10 protein-coding genes are annotated in these 15499 nt (G+C 63.5%); 4 read left to right on the plus strand and 6 right to left on the minus strand.

Annotated elements, in window-relative coordinates; genetic code table 11:
• Positions 1-46: 46 nt before the first annotated feature.
• Together AC070A_RS02390 and AC070A_RS02395 are read right to left on the minus strand one after the other, a co-directional pair.
• Positions 47-1381 carry a TadE/TadG family type IV pilus assembly protein gene (locus AC070A_RS02390; protein ID WP_057253554.1) on the minus strand — a complete coding sequence of 445 codons (1335 nt, stop codon included), beginning with the start codon at positions 1379-1381 and terminating at the stop codon, positions 47-49.
• A gap of 287 nt (positions 1382-1668) precedes the next feature.
• Positions 1669-2481 carry a sulfite exporter TauE/SafE family protein gene (locus AC070A_RS02395; RefSeq protein ID WP_113737441.1) on the minus strand — a complete coding sequence of 271 codons (813 nt, stop codon included), beginning with the start codon at positions 2479-2481 and terminating at the stop codon, positions 1669-1671.
• Between the two features lie 102 nt (positions 2482-2583).
• On the opposite strand from AC070A_RS02395, the gene AC070A_RS02400 reads away from it, so the two are divergent.
• On the plus strand, positions 2584-3165 hold the full coding sequence (locus tag AC070A_RS02400; RefSeq protein WP_057253552.1) for a cation efflux transmembrane domain-containing protein: 582 nt from the start codon (positions 2584-2586) through the stop codon (positions 3163-3165).
• Positions 3166-3388: 223 nt separating this feature from the next.
• Here the strand turns inward: AC070A_RS02400 and AC070A_RS02405 are convergent, their stop codons facing one another.
• Positions 3389-7126, minus strand: coding sequence for an AsmA family protein (locus tag AC070A_RS02405; RefSeq protein WP_244495709.1), 3738 nt, complete (start codon positions 7124-7126; stop codon positions 3389-3391).
• Between the two features lie 243 nt (positions 7127-7369).
• Positions 7370-8776 (minus strand): FAD-binding oxidoreductase, encoded by a 1407-nt coding sequence (locus AC070A_RS02410; RefSeq protein WP_057253550.1) that lies wholly within the window; start codon positions 8774-8776, stop codon positions 7370-7372.
• A gap of 324 nt (positions 8777-9100) precedes the next feature.
• On the opposite strand from AC070A_RS02410, the gene AC070A_RS02415 reads away from it, so the two are divergent.
• Positions 9101-9535 (plus strand): anthrone oxygenase family protein, encoded by a 435-nt coding sequence (locus AC070A_RS02415; RefSeq protein ID WP_057253547.1) that lies wholly within the window; start codon positions 9101-9103, stop codon positions 9533-9535.
• A gap of 26 nt (positions 9536-9561) precedes the next feature.
• Here AC070A_RS02415 and AC070A_RS02420 read toward each other — a convergent pair whose 3' ends face one another.
• Positions 9562-12699 (minus strand): efflux RND transporter permease subunit, encoded by a 3138-nt coding sequence (locus tag AC070A_RS02420; protein WP_057253545.1) that lies wholly within the window; start codon positions 12697-12699, stop codon positions 9562-9564.
• Complete coding sequence (locus AC070A_RS02425; RefSeq protein WP_112994809.1) at positions 12696-13880, minus strand: efflux RND transporter periplasmic adaptor subunit; 1185 nt, start codon at positions 13878-13880, stop codon at positions 12696-12698. Before AC070A_RS02425 ends, AC070A_RS02420 begins: the two co-directional genes overlap by 4 nt.
• Positions 13881-14198: 318 nt before the next feature.
• On the opposite strand from AC070A_RS02425, the gene AC070A_RS02430 reads away from it, so the two are divergent.
• Both AC070A_RS02430 and AC070A_RS02435 read left to right on the plus strand, forming a co-directional pair.
• Positions 14199-15020: a cyclase family protein gene (locus AC070A_RS02430; RefSeq protein WP_113737442.1), complete on the plus strand. Its 822-nt coding sequence runs from the start codon at positions 14199-14201 to the stop codon at positions 15018-15020.
• Positions 15021-15078: 58 nt separating this feature from the next.
• On the plus strand, positions 15079-15486 hold the full coding sequence (locus tag AC070A_RS02435) for a carboxymuconolactone decarboxylase family protein (protein WP_093233690.1): 408 nt from the start codon (positions 15079-15081) through the stop codon (positions 15484-15486).
• Positions 15487-15499: the final 13 nt, after the last annotated feature.

Raw genomic sequence — 15499 nt, forward strand, 5'->3', positions numbered from 1 at the left:
TTTGTCCGCGCGTCTCCCGACCGCCGTAGCAGACGTCGCACGCAGACTATCTGACCAGGCGAATTGCACCCGGATTGTTGATGGTGTTGTTCGCAAGCGCCGCCTTGCAATCCAGCTTGAAGCTGCTGTTGCCGATCATGGTGATCTCCTGCGCGACGATGCGCACGCATTCGCCGCCAGTGGAGCCATTGCCAGCATACTGGATCTCACGCGAGGCCGGCATGTAGATGATGCCCGCAAGCGACGAGGCGCTGTTGCCGTTGATCGTCGCCGTCGCCGTATTGTTCCTGGCGGCAACGATCGAGAAGCCTGCCCAGTCACCCGTCAGGAATGGCGTGACGTTGAAGGTCGCGCCGCCGTGAATATCGAGTTGGGCACCGTTCAGCAGGAAGAAGGTGATGCCCTCACCCGTGAGCACCGACTGGCTGGCGAGTTTCAAGGTGCCTCCATCGATGATGTAGGAGCCCGGCCGCAAAAGAACCTTGCCCTTGATCTCCAAGCCGCCATAGGTGCCGGGCTTCAGTTCGACGGTATAGCCGGCAGGCGCGTTGTTCGGCGTCTTGCTCGTGCCGTTGCAGTCGCCATTGCCGCCACCGCCGGCCACGAAGTTCTGTCCACATCCGGATAGGTTCACCCAGCTTCCCGTCGTCGGCATTTTCTTGGACCAGAAGGGGTCCGGGATTGGCGGAACATCTTCCACTGCCTTGCCGCAGGCGAGTTCGAGATGGGCAAGCGTCGCCGAGACCTTGCCCGTTGCATAAAGACATTCGGCCTTCAGCGTGGCCGAACCGCTGAGATAGATCGACTGCGCATCGCTCGAATCCGACGTGATTGTACAGCCCGACGTATCGACAGTGGCACTGCCGCTCACTTCGAACGCCCGGGATGCGGTCGGGTGCAGTGCCAGAATGCACGCTTCCCTACCCGGCATGCGCGCGGCGACACTTTCGCGAGTGATCGTATAGGGTTGAAGGCCCCAGAACAGCGGAGCGTATTTGAGCGCATAGGTGGTCGTCGCCGTGCTTTCGACGCCAAGAGCGCCGAAAACAACCTTGATCGCCTGGGTCGCCACCGGCGTCGAACTCCCCGATCCGATTTCGTCGACGATCTCCGGCACACCGAAATTGGCGAAGAAGGTGGTGTTCGCCAGATCTTTCGCTTTGGCTTCATCCTCCCCTTCGCCATAGGACTTGACCGCGGAAAAGGCGGCCGCATCGAGCGCGGCCTGCATCTTGGCGGATTCGAGATTGATGCGGGCGAGATTGATGGCGATGGAAGCACCCGTGAACAACGGTAGCATCACCAGAGCAGTCATGACGGCAAAGTTGCCGTTTTCGTCCTTAAGGAAGCGGACGAGCTTGTTCTTCAGATCGCTTGGCATCTGTTTGTTGCCCCCTCGGCAGATCACGACGACTTCAGAGCCAGGTGGCCCCAAAGCAAAAAGGCGTCATCGATTCCAATGAGTTGGAGCTAGATGCGGCCAGCTGGCCGCGCCCCTCCCTGCGCTCCAAAACAGATTGCTAATTTAGTTATCAATCGTGGAGAAATGACTTCAGAAATTGTTAAACTTTGTCGAAATCGGTACTGCGCGGAGGTAATCCCCAGCGGAAAATGGAGCATTGCCACTATCCGGCGACGAGCGCATCTGCAGAAACGTGGCAAGTCTGCCTAGGTATGTCGCCAGACCTTCACGGCAGAGATCACCATAATCACGGCGAGCACAGGCAGCAGGACCGCATTGGGCACGACGCCTAAGAGCAATCCGCCAATGAATGTACCCAGAACTGAGCCCGACGCCATGACCAGCAGAAAGCGCTTGTTCTTTCCAAGAACGGCGAAGCTTTGATCGCGACTGTAGCGGGTAAACCCGACAAGCATCGTCGGCAGGCTCACGGCGAGTGAGAGACTACCGGCAAGTTTAATGTCCGCACCAAATAGGAGCACCAGCGTAGGAATAAGCAACTCGCCACCCGCCACACCAAGGAGCGACGCGACAATTCCAATGGCGAAGCCGGCCACCACACCTGCGATGAGCTGTGCGGATCCAGCCAAGGCTGGCTGCCCCGTCGTCGTCGCGTCATGCCCCATGACCAGAACGACCGCGATCGCAACGAGCAAAGCGGCGATGACCTTGTAGAGGGTTTCGGATTTGAGACGTGTGGCCCATCCCGCCCCGTACCATGCGCCCATTAGGCTGCCAGCGAGCAGGTTGGCCACAATGCCCCAATTTTCCGTGATCGCGCCAAACGGGACAGTTGCCGTTCGAAACGGAAGCGCCGTCGCAACGACGACCAGGCTCATCGCCTTGTTGAGGATGACGGCTTCCAGAGCGGCAAAGTTGAACATCCCAATGAGCAGCGGCAATCGGAACTCGGCGCCCCCAAGGCCGATCAAGCCACCGAGTGCGCCGATAGTTGCGCCTCCAAAAAATGCAGCCAGCGTATTGCGGGCAGCCGGGGACGTATGTGCAGAATTTTCCATGAACGATAGATATGTCGAAACGCAACGCTATGGATAGCAATCTGATGCCAGCAAGTGTGTCAAATTGCCGATGGTCTATCTCGTCAGCGAAGGAACCCTTCAGTGGATAACAATCTCCGTCGCGTCGTGTTCTTCGTCGCCTTGTTGAACCTGGGCTACTTTGCGGTTGAATTCGTCGTTGCGTTGGCCATCGGCTCGGTGTCCCTCCTGGCCGACAGCGTTGACTTTCTCGAAGATGCGTCCGTGAGCCTTCTGATTTTCTTTGCGCTGGCATGGACGGCGCGGAGCCGCGCTCGGGTCGGCATGGCAATGGCATTCATTCTGCTTGTCCCTGCGCTGGCTTTTTTATGGACGGCGTGGGCGAAGTTCATGGATCCAATCCCGCCTGAGCCCTTTGCCCTGTCCCTGGCTGGCTTTGGCGCTCTCCTGACCAACCTGTTCTGCGCGTACCTTCTTGTCGCTTACCGTCATACGAGCGGCAGCCTCACACGGGCTGCGTTCCTGTCTGCCCGCAACGATGCTTTCGCCAATGTCGCGATCATCGGCGCGGGTCTGGCGACAGCTTACCTGTGGCAATCAGCTTGGCCGGATTTGATCGTTGGCCTGGGGATTGCACTGATGAACCTGGATGCCGCGCGGGAAGTCTGGGAAGCTGCGCGCGAGGAACACGACGTCGCGGTCTAAAGCCTGTCGCGCAAAAGTGCGCAGCGTTTTTGCGATAACGACATGCGAAATATCAAGAACTTAAAGCGCAAGGAGCGAATTTGAAAGATCGCGACGCGCTTTAGTTCATCTGGAGCCTCTTGTGGCTCTCGATAGGCCTGCAAGGCCCGCCGGACCTGCACGGGCGCAACGCACGGAAAACCACCTCAGGAGGCGGGCCTATCGTTTCAGATTCGAGCGCTGGTTATTGCACCGTGACGTCGGGCAGCACGTCGAAGTCCAGCTTCTGGCCGGGTGCCCGCCCGGTACTGCCGCCCTGGACATCGTCGGAGCCGCTCTGCGGCGGGATCGGCTGCTGTTCCTGGCCGGCACCGCGCACGCGCGATGGCCCCTGTTGTGCCCGGCGCACAGCTTCGGCCTGCCGTTCGGCTTCGGCCCTGCGCTCCGCTTCGGCCTTGCGCTCGGCCTCGGCGCGCGCTTCCACTTCAGCCTTGACGCGGGCCGCTTCCGCAGCCCCGGCAGCACGCCGGCGCTCGTCGGCAATGGCACGTCGCCGTTCGAGTTCGCGTCCTTCCACCTTCGCCTTGTAAAGCGCCACTTCGCGGCGCAGCCGCTGCTTCTCCAGCACGTTCGCCTGCAGGATCTCGACCCGGCGGCGCTCGCGTTCGAAGGCGCGCAGCGACAGGAAATTGGCCAGATCGGCCACGTCGAGGCTGACGCCCGGCGCCTCCAGCAGGCCGGCATAGCCGATCCGCACGCGTGGTTCGGTACCGGCAAGCGCTTCCTCGCCGGGCCGGAAGGTCAGGTCGATGCCGCCATCGATCCGGCCGGCCGCAAGGTCAAGCGCCGCTGCGCCCATGAAGGCGGCACTGCCATCGCCAGCCGTAACGTTCTGCACCCTCAGCACGCCGCCGGCGACGCTGAAGGGAGCCTTGACGACGCCGACCACCGATTGGCCGGAGAACACGGCCGCTTCCGCCGCGCTGCGGATGCTGTCCGCCGAAATCTGCCTCTTTTGGCCATCCGCGGCAGCAATCAACTGCGGCAAAGCCGCACTGTTGATGCCGTTCAGCGTCATGCCGTTGAAGGTCGCGGTGCCGGAACCGCTTGCCGCATGGGCCATCGCCTCCGGTGTTGCGCCGGATGCTTCCAGCGCGACGGAAAGATCGAATGTCCCGGTCGCCACCGGTGCGCCGGCATGGGTCCAGCCCGCCTGGGTCAGGTCACCGCCCTTGACGTCCAGGCGCGAGCGCAGGAACCCGGAGCCGTTGGCGTTCCCGACCTGCACCCGCCCGGCAAGCTTGCCACCCAGCCAGTCGCCGGTGGCATCGGTCAGGGAAAGCTCGTCGCCCTTCCACTCCATCTTGCCGGCAAAGCTCGTGATCGCGCCATAGACGCCCGGCCAGAATTTTCCTGCCTGCACGTCGAGCGCGACGTTGAGGCCGGTCCAGGCCGGCTGCGCCAGGGCGCTCTTCGAGAACGCGCCGTTCGCATCCTCGACCGCGCCCAGGATGCCCTCGCCCAGCCAGGCAAGATCGAGCGTATCGACGGTGAGCTGGCCGGTGGCGGCGCCCGGCGATTTGCGGTCCACGGTCAAGGTGCCGGTAAAGGCGTTGTTGTCTGCCTTGCCCTCGACCGCCGTCAGCGCGATCGCCTCCGGGCTTGCGGCGACATCGGCCGAGATCGTCAGTGGCAGGCCGCTCCCCATCTGCGGCAGCGCGACCCCCTGCAGCAGCAGATAGGGCTCGACGTCCCGGGTCTGGAGCGTGACTTTTGCCTGGCCTTCGAGGAAGTGGTCGCGGGAAAGATCGACATTGCCCTTGGCTGCCAGCGACGACTTCTCGGTGGTGAAGGTCACCGTGCCGTTGGCCTTCGACCCTTCGGTGCTTTGCAGCTTGACCGAGAGGATGCCGTTGGCGTCCGCATCGAAGGGCAAGGGATCAAAACCGGTCTGCCCGAGAAGCAGGCGGGTTTCAGGGTTTTCAAGCGTCGCTTCGAGCAGCATCGCCTTGCCGGTCAGCGCCTGCACCATATCCGGCGCCTGGTAGCTGGCCGCAATCTTGGTGCCGTTCGCCGTGCCGAAGATGCCGAAGGTCGCCGGCGCATTGCCTTCCTTGTTGCCGGCCGTCAGCGTCACGTCGAAAGCCGCGTCGCTATAATAGGGTCCGGCCTTGATCAGCTGCCGCAGCGCCGGATGGTTGACCGCGTGCCGGCCGATCATTTCCAGGAATGGCGTCAGGTTCTTGGCGGCAAGTTTCATCTTGGCCGAGACGACGGGCTTGTCCAGATCGCCGCTAGCCCGACCGGAGAAAGCCAGCTGAGCGCCGGCGAGCGCGCCGATCGCCAAGCGTTCGGCCTGAAGCTGGCCGTTCTTCAGCGTCAACACCGCCTGCACGTCCTTGGCTTCTTCACCGAAGGCGGAGAACTCGTCGGCCGAGAGGTCGGCGGCGATCGCATGCTGAAGCAGCGTCTGCGTGGAGGCATCGCCCGCCACCAGTCCAGTCAGCGCCTGAAGCGCCTCGAAATCGATGCGGTTGCCCTTGAGCTGCAGCGAGAGGTTCGGCTGCTGCTCGGCAAAGGACTGCCGTTCGAGCCGGCCCTTCAGGCTCGCCTCACCTGCGGCCAATTCGAGGTTTTCGAACTGCTGCAGCGTATCGGTCAGGTTCACCTTGGCCGAAAAGCCGGCGGTCTTCAGCTTGCGGATCGCCGGGTCGACCGAGCCCGCCAGCCAGTTCGCAAGACCAGAGGGCTGGTTGGAGGCGAGCAGCAGGTCGCCGCGGAAGCTGCGCTGTCCCTTAAGGTTCAGCCGCCCCTTCGCTTCGAGTTGCGTGCGCCCCGGCAAGAGGGCCACGACATTGTCGATCACCCAGCCGGCGCCATCGGGCTGGACGTCGATGCGCACGTCGCGCACCGTCGTGTCGCCGACGACGATCGCCGGCAGCTTCAGGCTGGCCCGGCCTGGCACCTGCGGAATGGGAATCTCGGCAGCAATAGCGAGCATCGCCTCCAGTCGCTGGCGCATGGAGATCGCCGGGTCGCGGCCGGTCTTGGCATTGCGGCTGGGACCGATGCGGCTGACGTCGATCTGCTGGCCGTCGGCGATCAGCAGGAACTTTTGGTCCTTGCCGGTATCGAGCGTCGCCTCGCCGGTGACCACATAGGGATCATCCGTCGAACCGACCTCGAAGCGATAATCCGGAACGCGGATGCTCTCGTTGGTAAGCTGGAAATCACCGTTGATGCGCAACGGCGCCCGCGCGTCATCCTTCTCCTCGCCCTGCCGGTTTTCCGTCAGGGTGAAGCGGCCGCTGTAAACGGGCTTGAAATCGACGATCTTCAGCGCGCCATCGGTCTCGACGCCGAAGGGGCGCTTGTCGGGCGTCACCCTTGCCTTGAGGCTGAGCGCCCCCGCTGCGTCCACCTCGTTGCTGGTAAAGGAGAAGCTGCCCACTTCGCCGTCGAGCGCCGCACGCCCCTCCACTTTCCAGGGACCGGTAAGCGAGCGGGCGGAAACATCGGCAGCAAGCCCGCTCACGCGACGGGTTCGGCCGGTCTGCTCGTCGACAAATTCGATCTGGCCATTGGTGATCTCGACGTTTTCGAGCACGACGGTCTTAGCCGGGATCGAGGTGCGGCGACCGCGCGCCCAGTCGAGCGTACCATCCGGCAACAGCCTTACCTTGGCCTTCGGCCGGTCGAGCCGCATGTCGAAGATCAGCGCCTCGCCGCTTAAGAAAGGCGCCAGTTCCGCGCTCATGGAAAACTGCGCCACCCGGATCAGTGGCTCACCGTCTTCGCTGGCGCCGACGCGCACGTCGTTCAGCGTCACGGTCGGGAACGGGATCAGCCGCGCATCGACGCTGCCATGTACGACGACCGGCTTGCCCATGATGCGGCTCGCCTCGCGCTCGAACTCCTTGCGAAAATCCGTCCAGTCAATGAACCACGGAGCGATCAGCGCCGCGAAGAGCGCAACGACCACAAGTCCACCGACGGCAAGCAGAATTCGCGAAAGCACCGTGCCTACATTCCCATTCAATTCATCGGCGCGTTGCGCGCCGCGCATCACTTGACCGCCAGAGGCTCGCGCCCTGACGCTCTGATTTGCCGCATAATTCGGTCAAGGTCGATTCCGACTTCGGAACTATGCAGTACCACACTTTGGCGCCGGCGCATTGCCCGAAAAATTGGGCCAAAACCAGACGCCCCCGCGCGGGGTTCCGCCTCAGGCGAAGATCTTGCCTGGGTTGAAGATATTGTCCGGATCGAGCGAACGCTTGACCTGCCGCATCAGGTCCAGCGCGTCACCAAGCTCGGCTTCGAGAAACGGCATCTTTCCCTGGCCGATGCCGTGTTCGCCGGTACAGGTTCCATCCATTGCAAGCGCCCGGGCGTTCAGCCGCTCTACAAAAGCCTCGGCCCGCGCCACGTCGGCTGCGTCCTTGTCGTCGAACAGCAGGCCGACATGGAAGTTCCCGTCACCTGCATGCCCGACGATCGGCGCCGTCAGCCCGTGGGCGGCGCTGTCCTCCTGGGTAGCGACGACGCAATCGGCCAGCCGCGAGATCGGCACGCAGACGTCTGTCGACAGGATTGCCGCACCCGGGATCAGGCTTTTCTGCGCCCAATAGGCATTGTGCCGCGCTTTCCAGAGCCGCGCTCGCTCTTCCGGATTGGTCGTCCACTGGAAGCCTGACGAACCGAACTCCGAAGCGATTTCGCCAAACTGGCGCGATTGCAGCTCGACACTCTCGGCGCTGCCGTGAAACTCGACGAAGAGCGTCGGCGTTTCGGCATAGGAAAGGCCGGAATAGCCATTGCAGGCCTTCATCTGCAGCGCATCGAGAAGCTCGATGCGCGCCACCGGAATGCCCGACTGGATGGTGAGGATCACCGCGTTGCAGGCGTCTTCGATCGTCGGGAACGGGCAGACGCCGCCGGAAATGACCTCCGGGATGCCCTGCAGCCTCAGCGTGATCGAGGTGATGATGCCGAGCGTGCCTTCCGCGCCGACGAAAAGCCGCGTCAGATCGTAACCGGCCGAAGACTTGCGGGCCCGGTGCGCGGTGCGGATCTCGCGCCCCTCAGCCGTCACCACCGTCAGCGCCAGCACATTGTCCTTCATCGTGCCGTAGCGCACCGCATTGGTGCCCGAAGCCCGCGTCGAGGCCATTCCGCCGATCGAGGCATTGGCACCGGGATCGATCGGGAAGAAGAGACCGGTGTCGCGCAGATAGGTGTTGAGCTCTTCGCGGGTAATGCCCGGCTCCACCCGGCAGTCGAGATCCTCGGCATTGACCTCCAGCACCCGGTTCATACGCTGAAGATCGACCGAGATGCCCCCGTGCGGCGCATTGACATGGCCTTCGAGCGAGGAGCCGGTACCGAAGGGGATCAGCGGCACCTTGTGCCGGGCCGCGATCTGAACGATCTCACGAACGTCTTCGGCGCTTTCGGCAAACACCACCGCATCGGGAAGCTGCGCCGGAATGTAGGTGGTGGTGTGGGCGTGCTGGGCGCGGATCGCCTCGCCCGTCTGGAACCGGTCGCCGAAGCGGATGCCCAGTTCTTCCTTCGCCGCCGTGATGCCGGCCTCGTTTCTCACGCCAGCTCTGATCGCCTTCAATGCCACGGAAAACGTCCTTCCTCTTGCATCTGCGGCATCCCCTTTGCAGATGCCCGGGAAGCGCAGTCATTTCAAGGCGCTACTGTGCAAATCGGAATCACTTTGTCCAGACGCTCGCGCACTTCTTGGGGAACGTAGCGCAGGAAAACGCCTGACGTGAGACCGGACTGTCACAAGAGGCTGCGTCGCGCCATCTCGATGCGTCATCTGACGGCGGGCGAACCACTGAAGATCCTTTCGGCAATGCCACGTATGAGGGCAAAAGCCGCAGAAAACACCTACTCAATTGCGGGCATTGGATTATCATGTTGGCGTGAAGGGAGAGAGGCAATGCTGGGTCTCACCGCTTTGCTCACCGCGTCGATCTTTTTCGGCGCCGCCATCTACATCAATCTGGCCGAACAGCCGGCAAGGCTCCATCTCGACGATCGCGCCGCACTGGCGCAGTGGGTTCCTTCCTACCGCCGCGCTTTCGAAATGCAGGCGACGCTCGCCCTCATCTCGGGCCTGCTCGGCGCTGCCGCCTGGGGAAGGACTGGCCATGTGCTCTGGGGCATGGGTGCCGCCATCATCATCCTGAACTGGCCCTATACGCTGCTCTTCGTCATGCCGGTCAATCGCAAGCTGGAGGCAACGCGGCCGGAGGAAACTGGCGAAGAAAGCCGCAGCCTGCTCAAGCGCTGGGGCAGGCTCCATGCCGGGCGAACCGCACTCGGCGGGCTGGCGGCAACGATCTTTCTCATTGCCGCCTGGCTCGAAATGTAGCGTAGGAATGTCCGCCAGTTACCGGCTCAATGCGCCTCCAGCGCCGCCGCTGCATCCATCTCTTCGTGCAGCTTGCGCTCCTCGTCCGCATGCGGCTTGGTGAAGCGGGCAATGACGAGGTAGGCGACCGGCGTCAGGTAGAGCGTGACGATCACCGCCAGCCCGAGACCGCCGACCAGCACCCAGCCGAGCGCGATGCGTGCTTCCGCACCCGCGCCGCTTGCCAGCACCAGCGGCACCGCGCCGACGATGGTGGCGATCATCGTCATCATCACAGGGCGCAGGCGGATATTGGCCGCGTTCTCGATCGCCGAGCGCACGTCCTGGCCGCGATCGCGCAACTGGTTGGCGAATTCGACGATCAGGATGCCGTTCTTCGCCATGATGCCGACGAGCATGACCAGACCGATCTGGCTGTAGATGTTGAGCGTATTGCCGGTCATGATCATCGCGAAGACCGCGCAGGCAAGGCCGAGCGGCACCGTCGACATGATGATGAGCCCGCTGACGAAGCTTTCGAACTGGGCGGCCAGCACCAGGAAGATGATGACGAGCGCAAAGCCGAAGGTGACGAAGAGGCCATTGGCGTTTTCGTTGAGCGTCGCGGCTTCGGCGAGCGGCATGATGCGCGAACCCGGCGGCAGCAGCGGCTCGGCCATCTGCTCGACCATGGTCAGCGCTTCGCCAAGCGCAAGGTCCGACTTGAGGCCCGCGGAGAGCGAGACGGCGCGAAGCTGCGATTCCCGCGAGAGCTGCGGCGCCACCGCCATCTCCTCGACGCTGGCGATGGTCGACATCGGCACGATCTTGCCGTCGCCGGCCTTCAGGAAGATGTTCTGCAGATCGGTCGGGTCGTTGACCGGATTGGTGGAGGAGAGCAGCTTCACCGGGTAGGATTCGCCGTCGACATAGACATCGACGACGCTGTTGCCGTCGAGCATCGCCTGCAGCGCCCAGGCAAGGCCGCCAATATCGACCCCCATGTCGGAGGCGCGCTCGCGGTCGATGGTGATCGAAAGCTGCGCCTGGTTGGCCTCGTAGTTGAGCCGGACGTTCTCGAAGCGGCCGGTGTCTTCCATCTGGCGCACCAGCTTCGCCGCCGCATCGCCGAGCTTGTTGTAGTCGTTGCCGACAAGCGCCACCTGCAGGCCGCTGCCGGCGCCGCGAATGCCGAGACTGTTGGGCTGCATCGCAAAGACGCGGACCGATGGAATGCGCGCCGTCACCCTGTTGATCTCGGCGACGATCTCCTGCTGGCTGCGGTCGCGCTTCTCCCAGGAGGCGAGCGTCAACACCATGAAGCCGCTGTTGACCGAGCCGCCCTGCCCCGAGATCGAGAAGATGTTGTCGATCTCGCCGGATTTGACGAGCGGCTGCAGCCCGTCCTCGATGCGGCGCATCTGCGCCTGGGCATAATCGAGCGAGACACCCTGCGGCGCGTTGATGCGCATCATCACCTGCGAGCGGTCTTCTGTCGGTGTCAGCTCCGATTTCAGCGTCAGGAAGCCGGCGGCCCCCATCACCGTGAAGAAAGCGGCAACGGCGAAGACGATCAGCGGCGAGTTGAGGCAGGCGCGAAGTGTCACCCGATAAAAACCGGCCGCCCGCGCGCCGAACCGCGCCATCGGCCCCGGCACCGTATGCTGCTCCTTCGTCAGCATGCGCGAGGCCAGCATCGGGCAGAGCGTCAGCGACACGAAGGAGGAAAGCAGGATCGAGAAGGCGAGCACGAAGCCGAACTCGCGGAACAGACCGCCGGTCTGCCCCGGCAGGAACGACAGCGGCACGAAGACGGCAGCAAGTGTCGCCGTCGTTGCCAGCACCGCGAAGAACACTTCGAGCGTGCCGTGCACGGCGGCCGCCCGTGGCCCAAGCCCCTCGGCGCGCCGCCGCACGATGTTTTCGAGCACCACGATGGCATCGTCGACGACGAGCCCGGTCGCAAGCACGATCGCCAGCAGCGTCAGGATGTTGATGGAAAAGCCGGCGAGATAGATCGCCGCCACCGTGCCGATCAGCGCGATCGGCATGCTGATCGTCGGGATCAGCGTCGCCCGCCAGTCGAGCAGGAACATGTAGATGACCAGCGTTACGATGAAGACGGCGACGATCAGCGCGATCTCGACCTCATGGATGGCGCCGTTGATGAAGACGGCATCGTCGCTGGTGATCCTGAGCTGCGTGCCCTCGGGCAGGATCTGCGTCTGGATCGTATCGACGACCTTGCGCACGCCCTCGGAAATATCGACGGTGTTGGACTGCGCCTGGCGCACGATCCCGAGGCCAATGCCCTGGCGGCCGTTGGAGCGCAGCGCCGTCGTGCCGGTATCGGGACCGAGCGTCACGGTGGCCACGTCACGCAGGCGCACATTGTTGACGAGGATCAGGTTTTCAAACTGCTCCGGCGTCTGCAGGTCGGCCGTGGCGCGCACCGAGATGTCCTGGCTGGCGCTGGTCAGCTTGCCGGCCGGCACGTCATAGGAGGCGTTGGCGAGCGCGGTCCTGAGGTTTGCGACCGTCACCCCGCGCCCGGCGAGCTTTGCCTGGTCGAGGTCGATGCGGAAGATCTTCTCCTGGTCGCCATAGACGGCGACGTCGGCCACGCCTTCGACGGCAGCCAGCCGGTCGCTGATCTCGTTTTCGACGAGCAGCGTCATGTCTTCCATCGACATGGTGTCGGAGGTGAGCGCCAGCCGCATGATCGGCTGGCTATCGGCATCGGCTTTCACGATGCTCGGCTCGTCGACATTGTCGGGCAGCTGGTTGCGCACCCGGCCGAGCGCGTCGCGGATGTCGTTGGAGGCCTGGCCGATATCGGTGGTGTCGGAGAACTGCAGCGTCACGCGGCTGCGGCCGAAGGACGAGGTCGACGAGATGTCGCGGATGCCCTGCACGCGTGAGACCGCACCTTCGACGACCGAGGTCACCTCGCGGTCCATCGTCTCGGGGGCGGCGCCATCGAGCGTGGTGGTCACCGAGATGACAGGCTGGTCGACCTGCGGCAGCTCGCGGATCTCGATGCCGTTCCAGGCGGCAAGACCGGCAACGACGATCAGCGTGTTGACCACCAGCGCGAAAATCGGCCGGCGGATGAAGAGTGCGGTAAAGCCGGTCTTGCCGCGCTCGCGGGCGGACGTCTTGCTGTGCGCTTCGCCGCCGCTCACTTGGTTTCCTCCGCGACCTTCTGCGCAGGTTCTTGCTTGCGCTCGCGACCGGCGATGCGCACTTCGCCGCCGTCGCGCAGGCGCTGCACGCCTTCGGTCACGATCTCGTCGCCTTCGTTAAGGGCCGCGTCGACAAGCACCTTGTCCGGATTGCGCTGGATGATCTTCACCGGCACCTTTTCGCTCTTATCGCCGGCAACGCGCCAGATGTAGGAGCCTTCCGAGCTCCACTGGATCGCCAGCGGATCGACCGTCGGATAGGTGTCGCCGTCAAACGCGACGGTAACGGAAAAGGACATGCCCGCCCTCAGCATGTCGTCAGGGTTTTCGAGCCGTGCGCGCACACGCAGCGTGCGGCTTGCCTGATCGAGGCGGTTGTCGATCGCGTGGATTGCGCCATCGAGCTGGCTGCCCGGCTGGGCGATCGCAAAGGCGGTGACCGGCTGGCCGACGGTGATCTTGTTGGCGAAGCGCTCCGGTACCCAGAAATCGACGAGGATTTCCGAGCGGTCGTCGACAACGGCGATCGGCGTCGTGGTCGTGACATAGTCGCCGACATTGACGGTGATGATGCCGACCACACCCTTGGACGGTGCGACGATATCGCGGCGCTTGAGGTCGAGTTCGGCAGTCTTCAGCGCCAGCTCCGCTGTCTGCATGGCGATTTCGGCGTCGCGCACTTCGACGGCGGTCATAGCGCGTGCGTTGCTGAGATTGCGGTAGCGCTCGACCTTTTCGCGGGCGCTGTCGCGGTTCAGCCGCGCCTGGTCGGCGGCGATCTTCTGGTCGTCGCTGTCGAGCTTGGCGATCACCTGGCCCTGGGCCACCTTTTCGCCGGAGCGGACGAGAATTTCGGTGAGGTTGCCGGTTGCCGTCGGCGTCACGGTGACCGAGTGGATCGCTTCGCCGTTGCCGATCGCGTTCAGCCGGTCGTTGACGACAGCGGTCGCCGAAGGCCGGACCATGACGAGGATGGCATTGTTGCCACCCTGGCCGCGGCCATTGCCGCGCTCGCCACCCTCACCGCCACCGGCGCCGGGCTTGGACAGGGCATCGATCAGCGGGTGCGAAACGCCGATGGCGGCGAGCGTCTCACCTGCGCCGGGTACGAACCGCAGCCAGACGGTTGCGCCCACGAGAAGCACAGCGGCGCTCACCGCAAGCTGTTTCCAAACCCGCATTCAAGTCTCCAGATTAAGCATAAAACACGCCCCAGCGCGGCGCGGCCGGCGGTTCGTTCCGATTGGGCGGAGTATCCCCGTTCGCGCGCGTCGGGGCAATGACGGAATGCCATCATTACGCAATTGTAATAAAAGCGAATTTGGTGGCGGCATGATGACGTGCAGAGCAATTCCAGCGCAGCTTTCAGCGTGAACCGCACTTTGCTGCATAGGCCGGCATTTACAGCGGCGTCGGCCGCGCTATCCTGCAACCGCCGGCCGCTTTTTCGAGCGGTTTCGCCGTCTGGTTTTCAAGTTTCTTGAAGGAGAGCAAGAACGATGTGCGATGCCTGTGTGATGGAAACGGTGAAGGCGCGCATGCTGTCGCGCCGCAGCTTCTTCAAAGCCGCTGCAGTTGGAACCGCCAGCCTCGCCGCCGCGAGCGTCGGTGCAGCACCCCCGGCATTGGCTCAGGGACATAGTAGCGTCACGGACTTGACCCACGAACTGCACGAGGATTTCCCGACCTTCTTCGGCCAGCAGCAGTTCTTCCGCGAGCAAAAGTTCAGCTACGCCAAAGAAAAGTTCAATCTGTTCGAACTGCGCATAAACGAACACACCGGCACCCATGTCGATGCGCCCCTGCACTTCTCCGCCGATGGCCTGTCGGTCGCCGAGCTGCCGGTGGAAAAGCTCGTCGTGCCGCTCTGCATCGTCGATATCCGCGAGAAGGCAACGGCCGACGCCGATGCGCAGGTGACGCCCGACGACCTCAAGGCCTGGGTCGCCGCCAATGGCGAGATCCCGGAAAACGCCTGCGTCGCCATGCTTTCGGGCTGGGCCGCGCATATGGGCACGGAAAAGTTCCGCAATGCCGATGGCGGCGGCAAACTGCACTTCCCCGGCTTCCATGTCGAAGCGGCGAAATACCTGCTCGAAGAGAGCAAGGCCGCCGGCATCGCCGTCGACACGCTTTCGCTAGACCATGGCCCCTCGCCGGATTTCGCCACGCATTATGCCTGGCTGCCCGAGGGCCGCTGGGGGCTGGAGGCCGCCGCCAACCTCGACAAGCTGCCGGTGAAGGGCGCGACGCTCATTCTCGGCGCGCCGAAGCATCGCGGCGGCACCGGCGGCCCGGCGCGCGTCTTCGCCCTTGCTTGATCCATACTCTTCAAATCCGGCGGCGCAGGGCCGCCGGCAGCACCATGCAGGAGAGCCCATGAGCACCGTTACGCCGCCGAAGAACCCGGAAGCCGACCCGCGCGTCAAAGCCGTGTTCGACGATATCCGCGCCACGCGCAAATCCGATTTCATCAACAATATGTGGCTGTGGCTCGCCTTCGACCCGGGCCTGCTGGAGCAGACCTGGGGCGACGTCAAGGCGGTGATGGCAACGCCTTCTGCGCTCGATCCGCTGGTGAAAGAGATGCTCTATATCGCCGTGTCCGTCACCAATGGCTGCGGCTACTGCGCCCATTCCCATACGGCCGCGGCAAGGGCGAAGGGCCTGAGCGATGCCGAGCACGCGGACCTCTTGCGGGTGATCTCGCTCGCCGCCCGCACCAACCAGCTTGCCACAGCGCTGCAGGTCCCGGTCGATACCGTCTTTGATAAGACGGCGGGATAAAGCATGTCGCGCA

The organism is Ensifer sp. GW101-20A05, assembly GCF_059424735.1.

What these genes read in the sequence shown, in the direction of transcription:
- AC070A_RS02390 (WP_057253554.1), bottom strand. Translation starts at nt 1,381, where the DNA reads ATGCCAAGCGATCTGAAGAACAAGCTCGTCCGCTTCCTTAAGGACGAA.
- AC070A_RS02395 (WP_113737441.1), bottom strand. Translation starts at nt 2,481, where the DNA reads ATGGAAAATTCTGCACATACGTCCCCGGCTGCCCGCAATACGCTGGCT.
- AC070A_RS02415 (WP_057253547.1), top strand. Translation starts at nt 9,101, where the DNA reads ATGCTGGGTCTCACCGCTTTGCTCACCGCGTCGATCTTTTTCGGCGCC.
- AC070A_RS02425 (WP_112994809.1), bottom strand. Translation starts at nt 13,880, where the DNA reads ATGCGGGTTTGGAAACAGCTTGCGGTGAGCGCCGCTGTGCTTCTCGTG.
- AC070A_RS02430 (WP_113737442.1), top strand. Translation starts at nt 14,199, where the DNA reads ATGTGCGATGCCTGTGTGATGGAAACGGTGAAGGCGCGCATGCTGTCG.
- AC070A_RS02435 (WP_093233690.1), top strand. Translation starts at nt 15,079, where the DNA reads ATGAGCACCGTTACGCCGCCGAAGAACCCGGAAGCCGACCCGCGCGTC.